Here is a 17,670-nt window from a genome sequence, read left to right as displayed (position 1 = left end):
CCATGGGTAATGAGCGGCCCTCCGGCCACACGTGGTTGGATGCGAGGAAGAGAGTGTCCGGGGGCACTGGCCAGCCCACAGAACGGAACTGGCAGGCGGGAATCGTGAGGATCTTCGGCAAGGGACGGCACCGGCCCTCCGCCTCCTGGCGGCAGGCCACCGACCGCGCGTTCACGCTGATCGGCGACGGGCGGTACGAGGACGCGGGCGCGCTGCTGACACGTGCCGCCGACCTGGAACCCTGGCTGTCCGAGTCCTGGTTCAACCTCGCCCTGCTGCACAAGTTCCGGCACGACTGGGAGCAGGCCCGCACCGCGGGGCTGCGTGCGGTGGCCCTCCTGGACCGCGAGGCCGGCGCCCCCGACTGGTGGAACGTCGGCATCGCCGCCACCGCCCTCCAGGACTGGCCGCTGGCCCGCCGCGCCTGGCAGGCGTACGGGCTGCGGGTACCGGGCGAGGCCACGGGCGCGGGCGAGCCGGTGGGCATGGAACTGGGCAGCGCGGCGGTGCGGCTGTCGCCCGAGGGCGAGGCAGAGGTGGTCTGGGGGCGGCGGCTGGACCCCGCCCGCATGGAGGTCCTGTCGATCCCGCTGCCCTCGTCGGGGCGGCGCTGGGGTGAGGTCGTCCTGCACGACGGGGTGCCGCACGGCGAGCGCACCACGGCGACCGGCCACTCCTACCCGGTATTCGACGAGATCGAGCTGTGGGCGCCGTCGCCCGTGCCGACCTGGGTGGTCCTCCTGGAGGCGGCCACCGAGTCCGACCGGGACGCGCTGGAGCAGCTGGCGGCCGACGCGGGCTTCGCCGCGGAGGACTGGTCGTCGTCGGTGCGGCTGCTGTGCCGGATGTGCTCGGAGTCGCGGATGCCGTCCGACGAGGGCGACGGCGAGCACCTGGACCCGCACGACCACAGTGAGCCGGGGCACCCCGGGCCGCTCGGGCACCGTACCGACGGGCAGCTGTGGGTGCCCGAGCGGGAGTGCGGCGTGGCCGCCCCGGCCTCGCTCGTCCGGGGGCTGCTGGACGGGTGGGTCGCCGACAGTCCCGACTCCCGGGACTGGCGGGATCTGGAAGAGGTCTGCTGACCGCGTTCGGCCGCGTGTTCGTCGTGGCTGGTCGCGCTGTTCCCCGCGCCCCGCAGGTGCGCGCTGCCCGTACCCTGTATCGAGCATTCACCCCCTGTCTGTTTGAGGAAGGCATCGTCGGTCATGGCGCAGCAGGACACCGATCAGCAGCACGCGGGCGTGCTCCCCGTGGACGACGAGGGCTTCGTCATCGACACCGGGGAGGCGGAGGCGCGCGAGCTGACCTGGCGTGAGGCCGGCACCTCGCGGCCGATCACCGTCGTCGGCAACCCGGTGCTGCACAAGGAGTGCAGGGACGTCACCGAGTTCGACGACGAGCTGCGGCAGCTCGTGGCGGACATGTTCGCCTCGCAGCACACCGCGGAGGGCGTGGGCCTGGCCGCCAACCAGATCGGCGTCGACCTGAAGGTCTTCGTCTACGACTGCCCCGACGACGACGGTGTCCGGCACACGGGTGTCGTCTGCAACCCCCGGCTCGTCGAGCTGCCCGCGGAGCGGCGCCGGCTGGACGACAGCAACGAGGGCTGTCTGTCGGTGCCGACCGCGTACGCGCCGCTGGCCCGCCCCGACTACGCCGAGGTGACCGGACAGGACGAGCGGGGCAACCCGATCAAGGTACGCGGCACCGGGTACTTCGCTCGGTGTTTGCAGCACGAGACGGACCATCTGTACGGGTACCTCTACATCGACCGTCTGTCCAAGCGCGAACGCAAGGACGCCCTGCGGCAGATGGCCGAGAACGAGCCCCGGTATCCCGTGGTCGCCAACGACTGAGCCCCTCCGCACCATGACGACGCCCGGCCGGGATCCTCCCGTCTGGGCGTCGTTCGTGTGTCCGACAGACGTTCGATCGTTTACGCACAACTACTGCACATCTGCTGATCCGTAACCAGTCACCCAGGGGCGGATTCTCGGCATGTTGGGGTGGTGAATGGAGCAAATCCGTTCCCAGAACGGTCAGTTGTAGTGCTGAATGGGAAGTGCGGGGATACGCAACGGCGCACGCCCGGCACGGGTCGAGGGGCGTGTGCCCACTGGCGGCTGAGAGGGGTTGTTCGTGCCAGCTTTCCCATACAGCACCACATACAGCACCACTGCGACGGTGGCCGCGCCCGCGGTCCCTCCCTCGCTCTCTCTTCCGGTCATCGAGGCGGCGTTTTCCCGGCGACTGCATCCGTATTGGCCCCAGTTGCAGGAGAGGACGCGCTCCTGGCTGCTGGAAAAGCGGTTGATGCCGGCGGACAAGGTCGCAGAATATGCCGACGGACTTTGCTACACCGACCTGATGGCGGGCTTCTACCTCGGCGCACCCGACGAGGTGATGCAGGCGATCGCCGACTACAGTGCGTGGTTCTTCGTCTGGGACGACCGGCACGACCGCGACGTCGTGCACGGCCGGTCCTCCTCCTGGCGGCGGCTGAGGTTCCGCTTGCACGCGGCCCTGGACTTCCCCGCCGAGCACCTGCACCATTCCGATCCGCTGGTCGCCGGGCTCGCGGACAGCGTGGGCCGGCTGTACTCCTTCCTTCCCGGCACCTGGAACGCCCGGTTCGCCCGGCACTTCCACGCGGTCATCGACGCCTACGACCGGGAATTCCACAACCGGACCGAAGGGCGTGTCCCGGGCGTCGAGGAATACCTGGCCCTGCGCCGGCTCACCTTCGCGCACTGGATCTGGACCGACCTTCTGGAACTCAGTGCGGGGACCGAACTCCCGGACCGGGCGAGGAAACACCCCGCCTATCGGCGCGCGGCCCTGCTGTGCCAGGAATTCGCCGCCTGGTACAACGATCTCTGCTCGTTGCCGAAGGAAATAGCGGGCGATGAGGTGCACAATCTCGGAATCAGTCTCATCACCCATGAGGGGCTGACTCTCGAAGAGGCGGTCGAAGAACTCAGGCGCCGTGTCGGGGAATGCATTTCCGGGTTCCTCGCCGCCGAGAAGGACGTCCTGCTGCTCGCCGACCGGCTCGCCGACGGCACCGTACGCGGAAACGAAACAAGTGCCGCGGTTCGCGCCTGCGTCGGCAATATGCGGAACTGGTTCAGTTCCGTCTACTGGTTCCACCACGAGTCCGGCCGGTACATGGTCGACAGCTGGGACGACCGGTCCACGCCCCCGTACGTCAACAACGAAGCGGCAGGTGAGAAATGACCGTCGAGTCGATGAAACCCACGACCCCCAAGACGCCCGGACCGAGCGAGCCACCGCTGGCCGGTGGCGGGCTTCCGCTCCTCGGGCACGGCTGGAAGCTGGTCCGCGACCCGCTGGCCTTCCTGGCCCGGCTGCGCGAGCACGGCGACGTCGTCCGCCTCCGGCTGGGCCCCAAGACGGTGTACGCCGTCACCTCGCCTGAGCTCACCGGGGCTCTCGCGCTGAGCCCGGACTACATCATCTCGGGGCCCCTGTGGGAGTCCCTGGAGAGCCTGCTCGGCAAGGAGGGCGTGGCCACCGCCAACGGCCCGCTCCACCGCCGCCAGCGGCGCACGATCCAGCCCGCGTTCCGGCTCGACGCCATCCCGGGCTACGGGCCGATCATGGAGGAGGAGGCCCACGCCCTCGTCGACCGCTTCCGCGGCGCGGAGGTCGTCGACGTCACGGCCGAGGCCTTCCGGGTGTCCGTGCGCATCTCGGCGCGCTGCCTGATGCGCGGCAGCTATATGGACGCCCGGTCGGAGCGCATCACCTCCGCGCTCGCCACGCTGTTCGCCGGTATGTACCAGCGCATGGTGGTGCCCCTCGGTCCGCTTTATCGGGTACCGATTCCGGCCAACCGCGAATTCAACCGGGCCTTGGCCGATCTGCATCGGCTGGTGGACGAGATCGTCGCCGACCGCCGGGCATCCGGTCAAAAGCCGGACGATTTGCTGACGGCTTTGCTGGAGGCCGTGGACGAGAATGGCGACCCGATCGGGGAACAGGAGATCCACGACCAGGTCATCGCGATACTCACCCCGGGCAGCGAAACCGCCGGCTCTGTGGTCATGTCGCTGCTCAACGTCCTCACCGAGCACCCGGATCAGGTGGACAAGATCCGCGAAGAGGTGAAAAACGTCGTCGGCGACCGGCCCGTCGCATTCGACGACGTCCGAAAGCTCCAGCACACCGCCAATGTCGTGGTCGAGACCATGCGGTTGTATCCCGCCGTATGGATATTGACCCGGCGCGCGGTGACCGAGACCGAGCTCGGCGGCTACCGCATTCCGGCCGGTGCCGACATCGTCTACAGCCCGTACGCCGTGCAGCGCGATCCGCGGTCGTACGAGCGGCACACCGAGTTCGCCCCGGACCGCTGGCTGCCCGGCGGCTCCGCGCGGGTGCCCAAGTACGCCATGGCGCCGTTCGGTGTCGGTAACCGCAAGTGTCCGAGCGACCATTTCTCGATGGCCGAGCTGACGCTGATCACCGCGGTCCTCGCCTCCGCCTTCCGTTTCGAGCCGGCGCCCGGTTCCGACAACCGGACGCACATCGGCATCACCCTGCGGCCCCGCCGGCTGCGGCTGCGGGCAATACCCGGGTAGGGACGGGGGTCAGGCCGCGGCCTGCGGGCCGCGGAACGTGCGCCGGTAGGCGTTGGGGGTCGTCCCCAGCGCCTGCACGAACTGGTGGCGCAGGGCGCCGGCCGTGCCGAAACCGGCGCGCCAGGCGATCGCGTCCACCGTCTCGTCCGTCGCCTCCAGCAGGTGCTGGGCCAGCAGCACCCGCTGCCGCAGCAGCCAGCGGTAGGGGGTGGTCCCGGTCTCCTGCTGGAAACGCCGGGCGAAGGTGCGCGGGGACATGTGGGCGCGCTCCGCGAGCCGTTCGACCGTGATCTCCTGGTCGAGGTGCTGCTCCATCCAGGCGAGCACCTCGCCCACGGTGTCGCACCGCGACCGGGGCAGCGGCCGCTCGATGTACTGGGCCTGGCCGCCGTCCCGGTGCGGCGGCACCACCATCCGCCGGGCGATCCGGTTGGCCACCTCGGGGCCCTGCTCCTTGCGGACCAGGTGCAGACAGGCGTCGATCCCGGCGGCGGTGCCGGCGGAGGTGATCACCGGGTCCTCGTCCACGTAGAGCACGTCCGGTTCCACGGTCGTGCGCGGGTACTGCCGGGCCAGCTGCTCGGCGTGCCGCCAGTGCACCGCGCAGCGCCGCCCGTCCAGCAGTCCCGCCGCGGCCAGCACGAACACCCCGGAGCAGACGCTCAGCACCCGGGTGCCCCGGTCGACGGCCCGGCGCAGGGCGTCGAGCAGCTCCGGCGGGAAGTCCCGCCTGCCGTAGGTGTCCCCGGCCGGCACGGCGATCAGGTCGGCGTTCTCCAGCCGCTCCAGGCCGTGCGGGGTGCTCAGGGTGAACCCGGCGCGGGTGGCCAGCGTCGGCCCCTCCGCCGAGGCGACGGCGAAGTCGTACACGGGCAGCCCCTCGTCACTGCGGTCGATCCCGAAGACCTCGCAGACGACGCCCAGTTCGAAGGGGTGCACACCGTCCAGGAGGATCGCGGCCACGTTTTTCAGCATGCGGCCAGTGTGCCCCGCCGATGGCAGGAATTTGAAGATGTGCGGCAGTCCTGCCACTCCCGGTCAGGAGTGTCCGGCCGGAGACTGGTGTCCATGAACACGAACCAGATCGAAGGCCTCATCGGAATGCTCCTGACCTTCGGGATCCTCGTCCTCCTGGTCCTCCCGTCCGCGTTCGGCGTCGCACGCGACCGGCGCGCCGACCGGCAGATCAGGGAGGCCCAGGAGGCCCGCGGGGAGCAGGAGGATCAGAAGTCCTCGTCCAGGTCGACGGTGCCCTCCACCGCCACCTGGTACGCCGAGGGACGGCGCTCGAAGAAGTTGGTCAGCTCCTGAACACCCTGGAGCTCCATGAAGGAGAAGGGGTTCTCCGAGCCGTACACCGGGGCGAACCCGAGCCGCGTCAGCCGCTGGTCGGCGACGCACTCGAGGTACTGCCGCATCGAGTCGGTGTTCATGCCCGGCAGCCCCTCGCCGCACAGGTCGCGCCCGAACTGGAGCTCGGCGTCCACGGCCTCCCGCAGCATGGCCGTCACCTCCTCCTGGAGCCGGTCGTCGAAGAGGTCCGGCTCCTCCTTGCGCACCGTGTCGACCACCTCGAACGCGAAGCTCATGTGCATCGTCTCGTCACGGAACACCCAGTTGGTGCCCGTGGCGAGACCGTGCAGCAGCCCCCGGCTGCGGAACCAGTAGACGTACGCGAAGGCGCCGTAGAAGAACAGACCCTCGATGCACGCCGCGAAGCAGATCAGGTTGAGCAGGAAGCGCCGGCGGTCGGCCTTGCTCTCCAGCCGGTCCAGCTTCTCGACCTCGTCGATCCACTTGAAGCAGAACTCGGCCTTCTCCCGGATCGAGGGGATGTTCTCGACGGCGGCGAAGGCCGCGGCGCGGTCCGCCGGATCGGGGAGGTAGGTGTCCAGCAGCGTCAGATAGAACTGGACGTGGACGGCCTCCTCGAAGAGCTGCCTCGACAGGTACAGGCGCGCCTCGGGGGAGTTGATGTGCTTGTACAGCGTCAGCACGAGGTTGTTCGCCACGATCGAGTCGCCCGTCGCGAAGAACGCGACCAGCCGGCCGATCATGTGCTGCTCGCCCTCGGACAGTTTCGCCAGGTCGGAGACGTCCGAGTGGAGGTCGACCTCCTCGACGGTCCAGGTGTTCTTGATGGCGTCCCGGTACCGCTCGTAGAAGTCCGGGTAGCGCATGGGGCGCAGGGTCAGCTCGAAGCCCGGGTCGAGCAGGTTCTTCTCGGTCTTCTCGGGTGCGCTGGTCATTACTGGCAGGCCTCGCAGGACTCGGGGTTCTCAAGGGAGCAGGCGACGGCGTCGGGCTCGGTCACCTGCTGGAGGGGGACTGCGGCCGGGGCCTGGGCCTGGGCCGCGCGGGCGATCCGGGTCGCCGGGCGGGAGCGCAGGTAGTACGTGGTCTTCAGACCCGACTTCCAGGCGTAGGCGTACATCGAGGAGAGCTTGCCGATGGTCGGCGTCTCCAGGAACAGGTTCAGCGACTGGGCCTGGTCCAGGTACGGGGTGCGGGCGGCGGCCATGTCGATCAGACCGCGCTGCGGGATCTCCCACGCCGTGCGGTACAGGGCGCGCACGTCGGCCGGGATCCAGGCGAAGTCCTGCACCGAGCCGCTGGAGTCGCGCAGTGCCTCACGGGTGCGGGCGTCCCAGACGCCGAGCTCCTTGAGGTCCTGCACCAGGTAGGAGTTGACCTGGAGGAACTCACCGGACAGCGTCTCGCGCTTGAACAGGTTGGACACCTGCGGCTCGATGCACTCGTACACGCCCGCGATGGACGCGATGGTGGCGGTCGGCGCGATGGCGAGCAGCAGGGAGTTGCGCATGCCGGTCCGGGCGATCCGCTCGCGCAGGGCCGCCCAGCGCTCGGGCCAGGTGAACTCGACGCCGTAGTGGTCCGGGTGCAGCACACCCCTGGCCGTACGGGTCTTCTCCCAGGCCGGCAGCGGGCCGTTGCGTTCGGCCAGGCCGGCGGAGGCCTCGTAGGCGGCGAGCATGATCCGCTCGGCGATGCGCGTGGACAGGGCCTTCGCCTCGGGGGAGTCGAACGGCAGCCGCAGCTTGAAGAAGACGTCCTGGAGACCCATCGCGCCGAGGCCGACCGGGCGCCAGCGCGCGTTGGACCGGCCCGCCTGCTCGGTCGGGTAGAAGTTGATGTCGACGACCCGGTCGAGGAAGGTGACGGCCGTGCGGACGGTGTCGTCCAGCCGCTCCCAGTCGAGGGTGCCGGCCGCCGTGTCGACGAACGCGCCCAGGTTCACCGATCCCAGGTTGCAGACGGCCGTCTCGCCGTCGTCGGTGACCTCGAGGATCTCGGTGCACAGGTTGGAGGAGTGCACGACATGGCCCGGCTCGGCCGTCTGGTTGGCGGTGCGGTTGGCCGCGTCCTTGAACGTCATCCAGCCGTTGCCGGTCTGCGCGAGGGTGCGCATCATGCGGCCGTAGAGGTCACGGGCGGGGATGGTCTTCTTCGCCAGTCCCTTCGCCTCGGCCGACCGGTAGGCCGCGTCGAACTCCTCGCCCCACAGGTCGACCAGCTCGGGCACGTCGGCCGGGGAGAACAGCGACCACGGCTCGTCCGCGTTGACCCGGCGCATGAACTCGTCCGGGATCCAGTGCGCGAGGTTCAGGTTGTGCGTACGGCGGGCGTCCTCACCGGTGTTGTCCCGCAGCTCCAGGAACTCCTCGATGTCGGAGTGCCAGGTCTCCAGGTACACCGCGGCCGCGCCCTTGCGCCGGCCGCCCTGGTTCACCGCGGCGACCGAGGCGTCCAGCGTCTTCAGGAACGGGACGATGCCGTTGGAGTGCCCGTTGGTGCCGCGGATCAGCGAACCACGGGAACGGATGCGGGAGTACGACAGGCCGATACCGCCCGCGTGCTTCGACAGCCGGGCCACCTGGTGGTAGCGGTCGTAGATGGAGTCCAGCTCGTCCAGCGGGGAGTCGAGGAGGTAGCAGGACGACATCTGGGGGTGCCGGGTGCCGGAGTTGAAGAGGGTGGGGGAGGACGGGAGGTAGTCCAGACGGCTCATCAGCCCGTACAGCGCGGCGACCTCGTCCAGCGCGCGGGGCGTGTCTTCCCCGGAGGAGGGACCCTCGTCGGCGAGACCGCAGGCGACGCGCAGCAGGAAGTGCTGCGGCGTCTCGACGACCTTGCGGGTGATCGGGTGCCGCAGGAGGTAGCGGCTGTGCAGGGTGCGCAGTCCGAAGTAGCCGAAGCGGTCGTCGGCCCGCTCGTCGATCAGCGCGTCGAGGCGGGCGGCGTGGACGCGCACGAACTCGGCGGTGCGGTCGGCGACGAGGCCCTCGCGGTGGCCCACGGCGACCGACCCGGTGAACGACGTGACGCCCTGGGAGGCGGCCTCCGCGGCGATGCCGACGGTGAGCAGCCGGGCGGCAAGCTTCGAGTAGGCGGGGTCCTCCGAGATCAGGCCGGCGGCCGCCTCCGTGGCCAGCTCGCGCAGCTCCGCCTCGTCGGCCCGGCCGGACCGGCCGCGCAGCGCTGCGGCGGCGACCCGGCCGGGGTCGGCGTCGGGCAGGTCGGCGGTCAGCTCGGTCAGGGTCCGCAGCAACGCGGTGCCGGGACCGTCGGACTCCGGTTCGGTGGCTGGAACCGGGCCGGCTGGCGCGATGGTCACGTGGGGCTCTCCCTCGCTCGGCGTGGGCCTTGCGCGGGGCAGGGGGCAGCACACGAGCGCGCGGGGGCGTCGCGTCCACCGGCCCACTCCACGAGACCCGGACGTCAGGGCACCCGGACCGGACGGCCGGGCGCGCTGTCGGCAGGACCTCGGACTGAACAGGCGTGCGCATACGGGTATGGATGCACGCGAGTACACCGTTGCGGGACAGTTCCGGATTCGCACCGGATTCCCCTGCGGCGACAGCGAGCATGAGCATACATCTTGTGCTCGCCCGTCACGCCACCCCCAGATGTTGTGTCGCGCTGGTTCCGGAGCGTCAACTGACGGGCGAGCAGAGTGATCCCGCCGGAACCCGACGGAGGGTGTGCCGGGCGGTGCGCTCCCCGCGCACGGGGGCGGGCCGCCGGATCGCTCCGACGGCCCGCCCGTGCCGGACGCGGACCCGCGGGGCCCGCGCCGGCGGATGCTAGTGGGACGTGCCCGCGGTCGCCGGCGGCAGCTCCACCTGGACGCCCGGGTCGCCCGCGTCCGCCGTGTAGTCCTCCGGCTTCGTCTCGTCGACGCCGTCGGGCGCCTTGGCCGCCCGCAGGACGAAGGTCAGCACCACCGTGACCACGACGTTGATCACGAACGCGGTGAGACCGATGTAGCCGATCTCGCCGATGCCCGGGATCTCCTTGGACGACCCGCCGAAGTGCTTCTGGGTCGGGGAGGCGACGCCGTAGGCGGCGAAGGTGCCGTAGACCATGCCGACCGCCCAGCCGGCGAGCAGGGCCCAGCGGTGGAACCAGCGGGTGAACAGGCCGCCGACCAGTGCCGGGAACGTCTGGAGGATCCAGATCCCGCCCAGCAGCTGGAAGTTGATGGCGACCGTCTTGTCCATGGTGAGGACGAAGACCAGCGCGCCGACCTTCACGAGCAGCGACACGATCTTGGAGACGCGGGTCTCCTCCTTGGGTGTCGCGTCCGGTTTGATGAAGTCCTTGTAGATGTTGCGGGTGAAGAGGTTCGCGGCCGCGATCGACATGATGGCCGCCGGCACGAGCGCGCCGATGCCGATCGCCGCGAACGCCACGCCCGCGAACCAGGACGGGAACATGTCCTCGAACAGCTGAGGGATCGCCAGCTGGCCGTTGGTGACCTTGACCCCCGCCGCGATCGCCATGAAGCCCAGCAGCGCGAGCAGACCCAGCATCAGCGAGTACAGCGGCAGGATCGTGGTGTTGCGGCGGATCACCTCACGGCTGCGCGAGGACAGGGTCGCCGTGATGGAGTGGGGGTACATGAACAGCGCCAGGGCGGAGCCCAGCGCCAGCGTCGCGTACGTCCACTGGCCCGGTTCCGCCGGTGCCAGCGCGCCGCGCGGTTTGCCCGTCGCCGGGTTGGTCTGGCTGAACGCCTCGCCCGCCTTGGCGAAGATGTCGTCGAAGCCGCCCAGCTTGATCGGGATGTAGATGATCGCCACCGCGATGACGATGTAGATCAGCGTGTCCTTCACGAACGCGATCAGCGCGGGGGCACGCAGGCCGGAGGAGTAGGTGTAGGCGGCCAGCACGCCGAACGCGATCAGCAGCGGCAGGTCCTTCACGAACCAGTTGGTGTTCTCGCCGCCGCCGACGCCCATCACGTCCAGCACCGCCTGGATGCCGACCAGTTGGAGCGCGATGTACGGCATCGTCGCCAGGATGCCGGTGACGGCGACCGCCAGCGACAGGCCCTTGGAACCGAACCGGCCGCGCACGAAGTCCGAGGTGGTCACGTAACCGTGCTTGTGGGACACCGACCACAGGCGGGGCAGGAAGGTGAAGATCAGCGGGTACACGAGGATCGTGTAGGGCACCGCGAAGAAGCCGGCCGCGCCCGCCGCGTAGATCGCCGCGGGTACGGCGACGAAGGTGTACGCGGTGTACAGGTCGCCGCCGAGCAGGAACCAGGTGACCCAGGTGCCGAACGAGCGTCCGCCGAGACCCCATTCGTCGAGGCTGTGCTCGTTCTCGGCCTTGCGCCAGCGCGCGGCCAGGAAGCCCATGACCGTGACGGCCAGGAAGAAGAAGATGAAGACGCCGAGCGCGACGCCGTTCACGCCGTCCTTCACCGCGACGCACCGCCCTTCGGGGCGGAGCCGGAGGCGGCCGGGGCGGTGGCGCGGGCGCGCTGGTCACGCCGCCACAGCTTGTACGCGGTCACGGTCAGCACGGCGGAGAGCGGCACCCACAGCATCTGGTACCAGTAGAAGAAGGGGATCCCGATGAACGTCGGGTCCACCTTCGCGTACGAACCCACCCACAGCATCGCCACGAAGGGCGCGAGCAGACACAGGGCGATGGCGACGCGCACAGGCGTCACCACCGGTCCCCTGGTCACTTCCGGGCTCTCTGACATCGGCGGCTCCGCCCCTCACTCGATCGCCTTGATCACAGGTGTAATGCGCAGGCAATGTAAGTGACGGATAAGCCCAGCGGAAGGCCCTCCACAGACCCTCTACTCGGCGGGCCGCTTCAGCCGTGCCACGAACTTGTAGCGGTCGCCCCGGTACACCGACCGCACCCACTCCACCGGCCGGCCCTCCTGGTCCAGCGAGTGACGCGAGAGCATCAGCATCGGCAGGCCCACGTCGGTGCCGAGCTGGCCCGCCTCGCGCGGGGTGGCCAGGGAGGTCTCGATGGTCTCCTCGGCCTCTGCGAGCCGGACGTCGTAGACCTCGGCGAGGGCGGTGTAGAGGGAGGTGTACTTGGCCAGCGACCTGCGCAGGGCCGGGAACCGCTTCGCCGACAGATGGGTCGTCTCGATGGCCATCGGTTCGCCGTTGGCCATGCGCAGCCGTTCGATGCGCAGAACGCGCCCGCCGGCCGTTATGTCGAGCAGGGCGGCGAGGCGGTCGTCGGCGGTGATGTAGCCGATGTCCAGGAGCTGCGAGGTCGGCTCCAGGCCCTGCGCGCGCATGTCCTCGGTGTACGAGGTGAGTTGCAGCGCCTGGGACACCTTGGGCTTGGCGACGAACGTGCCCTTGCCCTGGATGCGTTCGAGGCGGCCCTCGACGACCAGTTCCTGGAGGGCCTGGCGGACGGTGGTGCGCGAGGTGTCGAACTCGGCGGCCAGCGTGCGCTCGGGCGGGACCGGGGTGCCCGGCGACTGCGTCTCCGTGATGTCGAGCAGGTGCTTCTTCAGGCGGTAGTACTTGGGCACACGCGCGGTACGGACGGTCGCCCCACCCTCGTTCTCCGCACTGCTGACATCGGTGCTCATGGCCTGCCTTCCCGGCTTCGGATGCCGAAATGGCCGACACGCCGTCGGCCGCGGCTCACATCGTGGCACGGACGCGGGGGATGCTGCGCCACCGTTCCGTGATCCCTCTGTATACCGTCGCAACCTTTGCTGGTCTAGTCCACCAGGGCAAATGGTCTACCGGAGAGCCGCCCTCCGGAGCCGATGTTTTCGAGGGCTTCTTACTTAAAGGTTCCTGCATATGTAGGTCCCATAACGGCTGTTCGGAGGGGGTTCGGCCACCCTTGACAGGCTTATTGGTCTGAGCCAAGCTCTGCGCACTGGTCTACACCATTGGTCCAGATCGAGGTCCCGGCCCGTGGGCGGGGGGTGTGGCATCCCTGAGGAGGATGGCGTGAAGCGCAAGCTGATAGCCGCGATCGGTATCGCGGGCATGATGGTCTCCATCGCGGCGTGCGGGGACGACAGCGGGAGTGGGGACTCGAAGGGCACCGACGCCAAGGAGCTGACCGTCTGGCTCACCGTCGACGCGCAGAACAACTGGCCGGACCTGGTGAAGGCGGCCGACGCGGCGGTGCAGAAGGCCCACCCCGGCGTCAAGATCAACCACGAGTACTACGGCTGGCCCGACAAGAACGCCAAGCTCGACGCGGTCCTCGCCACCGACAAGGCGCCCGACGTGGTCGAGATGGGCAACACCGAGATGCTCGGCTACATGGTCAAGGGCGCCTTCGCCCCCCTCGACACCGCCAAGTTCGACAACTCCTCCGCCTGGCTCGACGGCCTCAAGGCCTCGGTCACCTACGACGGCAAGACCTACGGCGTGCCGTACTACGCGGGCGGCCGGGTCGGCAACTGGCGCAAGGACGTCTTCGCCGCGGCCGGCGTGAAGACCGCGCCGAAGACCTACGCGGAGCTGACCGCCGCCCTGGACAAGGTCCAGCAGAAGCAGGGCGACAAGTTCTCCGCCTGGTACCAGCCCACCCGTGACTGGTACGCGGCCATGTCCTTCGTCTACGACGCCGGCGGCTCGATCGCCAAGGAGGAGGGCGGCCAGTGGAAGGCCAACCTCTCCTCGCCCGAGTCCGTCAAGGGGCTCAACGAGTTCAAGTCGGTCGTCGACAAGTACATGCACGGCGACAAGACCAAGGACGAGTCCGACCGTTACATCGTCTACGGCCAGGGCAAGTCCGGGATGATCTTCGGTGCGGCCTGGGAGGGCGCGACCTCCGCCGACCCGAAGAACGACAAGACGGGCAAGCTCAAGGACAACCTCGAGAACTTCGTGATGCCCGGTCCGTCCGGCAAGAACCTCCCGGTCTTCCTCGGCGGCTCCGACCTCGCCGTGCCGGTCAAGTCGCACGCGCAGGCCCTCGCCGCCGAGTGGATCAACGCCTTCACCGGCCCCGCCGGGCAGAAGGGCCTGATGGCCAAGGGCAACCTGCCCAACAACAAGACCGACCTCGCCACCCTCAAGAACGACCCGGCCACCGCGGTGCCGGCCACCGCCGCCGAGTCCAACTGGTTCGTCCCGATGGCTCCGGGCTGGGGCCAGGTCGAGAAGGCCCAGGTGCTCCAGACGATGCTCCAGAGCATCGGCACCGGCAAGAAGACGGTCGAGGCCGCCGCGAAGGAAGCGGACGCCGCGATCGACAAGGTCATCAACAACAAGTGACCTGAAGGCAGGGCCCCGCGGACCCCGTAAGGCTTCGTCGGGGCGGGGCCCTGCCTCCCGTACGACCCGTACGGGGCTTCGCCTTCGTACGACCCGAGGGACCGCTGAGGAGCGCGCGGATGAGTGCCGCAGACACGACCACTGCCGAAGTGCCGCCGACGCGGCAGTCACCACCACCACCGCCCGCGGGCGGCCCCGGCGCGAAGAGAGCACGCGGCGGCCGCCGTTTTGGCGCGAGCGCGACGCCCTGGCTGCTCCTCGCCCCCTGCCTGCTGGTCCTCGCCCTCGTCATGGGCTATCCGCTGGTCCGGCTGGTCACCCTGTCCTTCCAGAAGTTCGGCCAGTCCCAGCTGTGGGGCTTCCAGCCGGCCGAGTCCGTCGGGTTCGGCAACTTCTCGGGCGTGCTGGCGGACGGCGAGTTCTGGCAGGTCGTGGTCCGCACGATCGTCTTCGCGGCCGGCTGCGTCATCTTCACGATGGTCATCGGCATGCTGATCGCGCTGCTCCTCCAGCGGGTCTCCGGCTGGGTGAAGACCCTCGTCAACATCGCGCTCGTGGCGAGCTGGGGCATGCCCGTCATCGTCGCCACCACCGTCTTCAAGTGGCTGTTCGACGCCGACTACGGCATCCTCAACGCGGTCCTCAGCAGACTGCCGGGCGTCGAGCTGATCGGCCACAACTGGTTCGCCAGCGGACCGCAGGGACTGGCCGTCATCATGCTCCTCGTCGTCTGGGGAGCCGTGCCCTTCGTGGTGATCACCCTCAGCGCCGGCCTCACCCAGGTCCCCGCCGAACTGGAGGAGGCCGCCCGCCTCGACGGCGCGGGCGCCTGGGGCGTGTTCCGGTACGTGACGCTGCCCATCCTCAAGCCGGTCATCGTGATGCTCACGACCCTGTCGGTCATCTGGGACATGGGCGTCTTCCCCCAGGTCTTCGTCATGCGCAACGGACATCCGGAAGCCGAGTTCCAGCTCCTGACGACGTACTCCTACGACCGCGCCTTCGTCGTCAACGACTACGGCCAGGGCTCGGCGATCGCCCTGATCACCGTGCTGCTGCTGCTCGGGGTGGTCGCCGTCTACATGCGCCAGATGCTGAAGATCGGAGAGGTCGAATGAGCGCCGTTGCCTCCGGGGCGGGCCGGGCGGGAAGCCGCACCGGGCGCCGCCGGTCCAAGCTGGGCTGGAACCTCCTCGGCCTGTTCGTCTTCGCCGTCATGGGCTTCCCCGCCTACTGGATGGTCGACACGGCGTTCAAGCCGGCCAAGGACGCGATCGACCCGGACCCGAGCCTGCTGCCGACGGGGCTCACCCTCGACAACTTCAGCCGCGCGCTGCACATCGCCGACTTCTGGGGCCCGGTGGGCCGCAGCCTGTTCGTCTCGCTCGCGGTCGTGGCGATCGGTGTCGTCGTCGGCCTGCTGGCCGCCCTGGCCATCTCCCGCTTCGCCTTCCGCGGCCGCAAGATCGTCATCGTCGGCATCCTGGCCGTCCAGATGATCCCGCTCGTCGCCATGATCATCCCGGTCTTCCTGCTGCTGAACGACCTGGACCAGTACGACAAGCTCTCCGGCCTGATCATCACCTACCTGACCTTCATCCTCCCCTTCACGGTGTGGACCCTGCGCGGCTTCATCGTCAACATCCCGAAGGAGCTGGAGGAGGCCGCGATGGTCGACGGCTGCTCCCGCACCGGGGCCTTCGTGCGGGTGGTCTTCCCGCTGCTGGCCCCCGGCATGGTCGCCACCTCGGTCTACGGCTTCATCCAGGCCTGGAACGAGTACCTGTACGCCCTGATGCTGCTCAGCCAGAAGAACCAGACGGCGACCGTCTGGCTCAGCAACTTCTCCACCAAGCACGGCACCGAGTACGCCCCGATGATGGCCGGCGCCACGATGATGGCCCTACCGATCGTCGCCCTCTTCCTCCTCGTCCAGCGCAAGATGGCCGCGGGGCTGACCGCGGGCGCCGTGAAGGGATAACGCCCCCGATGACGACAATCGCCAGCGGCACCGACACTCTCACCCGTGACGCCCTGACGGTCCTGCAACCCGGATTCCCCGGCACCACCGCCCCCGACTGGCTGCTGCGCCGTCTGGGCGAGGGCCTGGCGTCGGTGGGCCTGTTCGGCAGGAACATCGCCTCGCCCGAACAACTCGCCGCACTGACCGCGCAGCTGCGCGCCGAGCGGGACGACGTCCTGGTCGCGATCGACGAGGAGGGCGGAGACGTCACGCGCCTGGAGGTGCGCACCGGCTCCAGCTTCCCCGGAAACCACGCCCTGGGCGCGGTGGACGACGTCTCGCTCACCCAGGAGGTCGCCGCCGAGCTGGGCCGCCGCCTCGCGCGGTGCGGCGTCAACCTCAACTGGGCGCCCTCCGCCGACGTGAACTCCAACCCCGCGAACCCGGTCATCGGCGTCCGTTCCTTCGGCGCCGACCCGCACCTGGTCGCCCGGCACACCGCCGCGTACGTCACCGGCCTCCAGTCGGCGGGCGTGGCGGCCTGCACCAAGCACTTCCCGGGCCACGGCGACACCGCCGTCGACTCCCACCACGCCCTCCCACGCATCGACGCCGACCCGGCGGTCCTGGCGGAACGCGAGCTGGCCCCGTTCCGCGCCGCCATCGCCGCCGGCAGCCGCGCGGTGATGAGCGCGCACATCCTGGTGCCCGCCCTGGACCCGGCCCGCCCGGCAACGTTGTCCCCGCGCGTCCTGACCACCCTGCTGCGCGAGGAACTCGGCTACGACGGCCTGATCGTCACCGACGGCATGGAGATGCAGGCCGTCGCCGCCACCTACGGCATCGAACGCGGCAGCGTGCTCGCCATCGCGGCCGGCGCCGACGCCATCTGCGTGGGCGGCGGCCTGGCGGACGACGAGACGGTACGGCGCCTGCGCGACGCCCTGATCACCGCCGTCCGCGCCGGGGAACTTCCCGAGCAGCGCCTCGCGGACGCGGCGCGACGGGTCCGCGAGCTCGCCCGCTGGACCGCTCCCGGGCGCACGGCCGCGGCCGGCACCGGTGAGCGGCCGGGACCGGCCGGTCCGGGCGCCGTGCGGGCGGACGTCGGGCTGATCGCAGCCCGCCGGGCCCTGCGCCTCACCGGCGGGGACGTCTTCACCCCGCTCACCGATGCCCCGTACGTCGCCGCGCTCACCCCGGTCGCGAACATCGCCGTCGGTGACGAGACCCCCTGGGGCGTCGCGGCGGAACTCGCCCGGCTGCTGCCGGGGACGCGGACGGACAGCTTCTCGGGCGCCGGCGCGGGACACGAGGCGCTGGCCGCGGCGGGGGAGCGGCGGATCGTCGCCGTCGTCCGCGACGAGCACCGCCACCCCTGGATGGCGGCGGCCCTGGACACCCTCCTGACGGCCCGCCCGGACACGGTGGTCGTGGAGATGGGCGTCCCCCAGGCCCCGCCCCGGGGCGCCCTGCACATCGCCACGTACGGCGCGGCCCGCGTGTGCGGCACCGCGGCGGCGGAGGTCGTCGCGGGCGGCCCGCACGCCTGAGCGTCACC

15 protein-coding genes and 1 riboswitch are annotated in these 17,670 nt (G+C 69.8%); of the genes, 9 read left to right on the top strand and 6 right to left on the bottom strand.

Annotation, left to right across the window (positions count from 1 at the left end; all coding sequences use genetic code 11):
- Positions 1-104: 104 nt before the first annotated feature.
- The 4 genes from Saso_RS35255 to Saso_RS35240 all read left to right on the top strand — a co-directional run bounded on the left by Saso_RS35255 (position 105) and on the right by Saso_RS35240 (position 4,607).
- Positions 105-1,085: a hypothetical protein gene (locus Saso_RS35255; RefSeq protein ID WP_189919916.1), complete on the top strand. Its 981-nt coding sequence runs from the start codon at positions 105-107 to the stop codon at positions 1,083-1,085.
- A 123-nt stretch (positions 1,086-1,208) separates the two neighbouring features.
- Positions 1,209-1,859 (top strand): peptide deformylase, encoded by a 651-nt coding sequence (def, locus tag Saso_RS35250; RefSeq protein WP_189919914.1) that lies wholly within the window; start codon positions 1,209-1,211, stop codon positions 1,857-1,859.
- Positions 1,860-2,142: 283 nt separating this feature from the next.
- Positions 2,143-3,240: an epi-isozizaene synthase gene (gene cyc1 / locus Saso_RS35245; protein WP_189920521.1), complete on the top strand. Its 1,098-nt coding sequence runs from the start codon at positions 2,143-2,145 to the stop codon at positions 3,238-3,240.
- Positions 3,237-4,607, top strand: coding sequence for a bifunctional albaflavenone monooxygenase/terpene synthase (locus tag Saso_RS35240; protein WP_189919911.1), 1,371 nt, complete (start codon positions 3,237-3,239; stop codon positions 4,605-4,607). Before cyc1 ends, Saso_RS35240 begins: the two co-directional genes overlap by 4 nt.
- Positions 4,608-4,616: 9 nt before the next feature.
- Here the strand turns inward: Saso_RS35240 and Saso_RS35235 are convergent, their stop codons facing one another.
- Positions 4,617-5,582, bottom strand: a complete 966-nt coding sequence (locus tag Saso_RS35235; protein ID WP_189919909.1) for a GlxA family transcriptional regulator — start codon at positions 5,580-5,582, stop codon at positions 4,617-4,619.
- Between the two features lie 93 nt (positions 5,583-5,675).
- Here Saso_RS35235 and Saso_RS35230 point away from each other — a divergent pair, with 93 nt between their 5' ends.
- Entirely contained in the window at positions 5,676-5,918 is a 243-nt protein-coding gene (locus tag Saso_RS35230; RefSeq protein ID WP_189919907.1) for a hypothetical protein, read from the top strand.
- Here the strand turns inward: Saso_RS35230 and Saso_RS35225 are convergent.
- The 5 genes from Saso_RS35225 to Saso_RS35205 form a co-directional block, all read right to left on the bottom strand.
- Positions 5,831-6,856, bottom strand: a complete 1,026-nt coding sequence (locus Saso_RS35225) for a ribonucleotide-diphosphate reductase subunit beta (RefSeq protein ID WP_189919904.1) — start codon at positions 6,854-6,856, stop codon at positions 5,831-5,833. The two genes, Saso_RS35230 and Saso_RS35225, sit on opposite strands and share 88 nt — an antisense overlap.
- The gene (locus tag Saso_RS35220) at positions 6,856-9,243 is read right to left on the bottom strand and encodes a ribonucleoside-diphosphate reductase subunit alpha (protein ID WP_189919902.1); all 2,388 of its coding nucleotides are present in this window, start codon (positions 9,241-9,243) and stop codon (positions 6,856-6,858) included. Before Saso_RS35220 ends, Saso_RS35225 begins: the two co-directional genes overlap by 1 nt.
- Positions 9,244-9,366: 123 nt before the next feature.
- Positions 9,367-9,502: riboswitch (cobalamin riboswitch) on the bottom strand.
- Between the two features lie 210 nt (positions 9,503-9,712).
- Positions 9,713-11,341: a monocarboxylate uptake permease MctP gene (gene mctP, locus Saso_RS35215; protein ID WP_189919899.1), complete on the bottom strand. Its 1,629-nt coding sequence runs from the start codon at positions 11,339-11,341 to the stop codon at positions 9,713-9,715.
- Positions 11,338-11,628: a DUF3311 domain-containing protein gene (locus tag Saso_RS35210; RefSeq protein WP_189919897.1), complete on the bottom strand. Its 291-nt coding sequence runs from the start codon at positions 11,626-11,628 to the stop codon at positions 11,338-11,340. Before Saso_RS35210 ends, mctP begins: the two co-directional genes overlap by 4 nt.
- Positions 11,629-11,727: 99 nt before the next feature.
- Positions 11,728-12,492 carry a GntR family transcriptional regulator gene (locus Saso_RS35205; protein WP_189919895.1) on the bottom strand — a complete coding sequence of 255 codons (765 nt, stop codon included), beginning with the start codon at positions 12,490-12,492 and terminating at the stop codon, positions 11,728-11,730.
- A 373-nt stretch (positions 12,493-12,865) separates the two neighbouring features.
- Between Saso_RS35205 and Saso_RS35200 the strand changes: the two genes are divergently transcribed.
- From Saso_RS35200 to Saso_RS35185, 4 genes are all read left to right on the top strand, one after another.
- Positions 12,866-14,146, top strand: a complete 1,281-nt coding sequence (locus Saso_RS35200; protein WP_189919893.1) for an extracellular solute-binding protein — start codon at positions 12,866-12,868, stop codon at positions 14,144-14,146.
- Positions 14,147-14,265: 119 nt separating this feature from the next.
- Positions 14,266-15,264, top strand: coding sequence for a carbohydrate ABC transporter permease (locus Saso_RS35195; protein ID WP_189919891.1), 999 nt, complete (start codon positions 14,266-14,268; stop codon positions 15,262-15,264).
- Positions 15,261-16,127 (top strand): carbohydrate ABC transporter permease, encoded by an 867-nt coding sequence (locus Saso_RS35190; RefSeq protein WP_189919889.1) that lies wholly within the window; start codon positions 15,261-15,263, stop codon positions 16,125-16,127. The genes Saso_RS35195 and Saso_RS35190 overlap by 4 nt, the downstream gene beginning before the upstream one ends.
- 8 nt (positions 16,128-16,135) lie before the next feature.
- On the top strand, positions 16,136-17,662 hold the full coding sequence (locus Saso_RS35185) for a glycoside hydrolase family 3 protein (protein WP_189919887.1): 1,527 nt from the start codon (positions 16,136-16,138) through the stop codon (positions 17,660-17,662).
- Positions 17,663-17,670 lie beyond the last annotated feature (8 nt).

It is taken from the genome of Streptomyces asoensis, assembly GCF_016860545.1.
Classification (GTDB): domain Bacteria; phylum Actinomycetota; class Actinomycetes; order Streptomycetales; family Streptomycetaceae; genus Streptomyces; species Streptomyces asoensis.
Note: the sequence above shows the minus strand (reverse complement) of the source record. Positions and strands in the feature narration are given on the sequence as shown.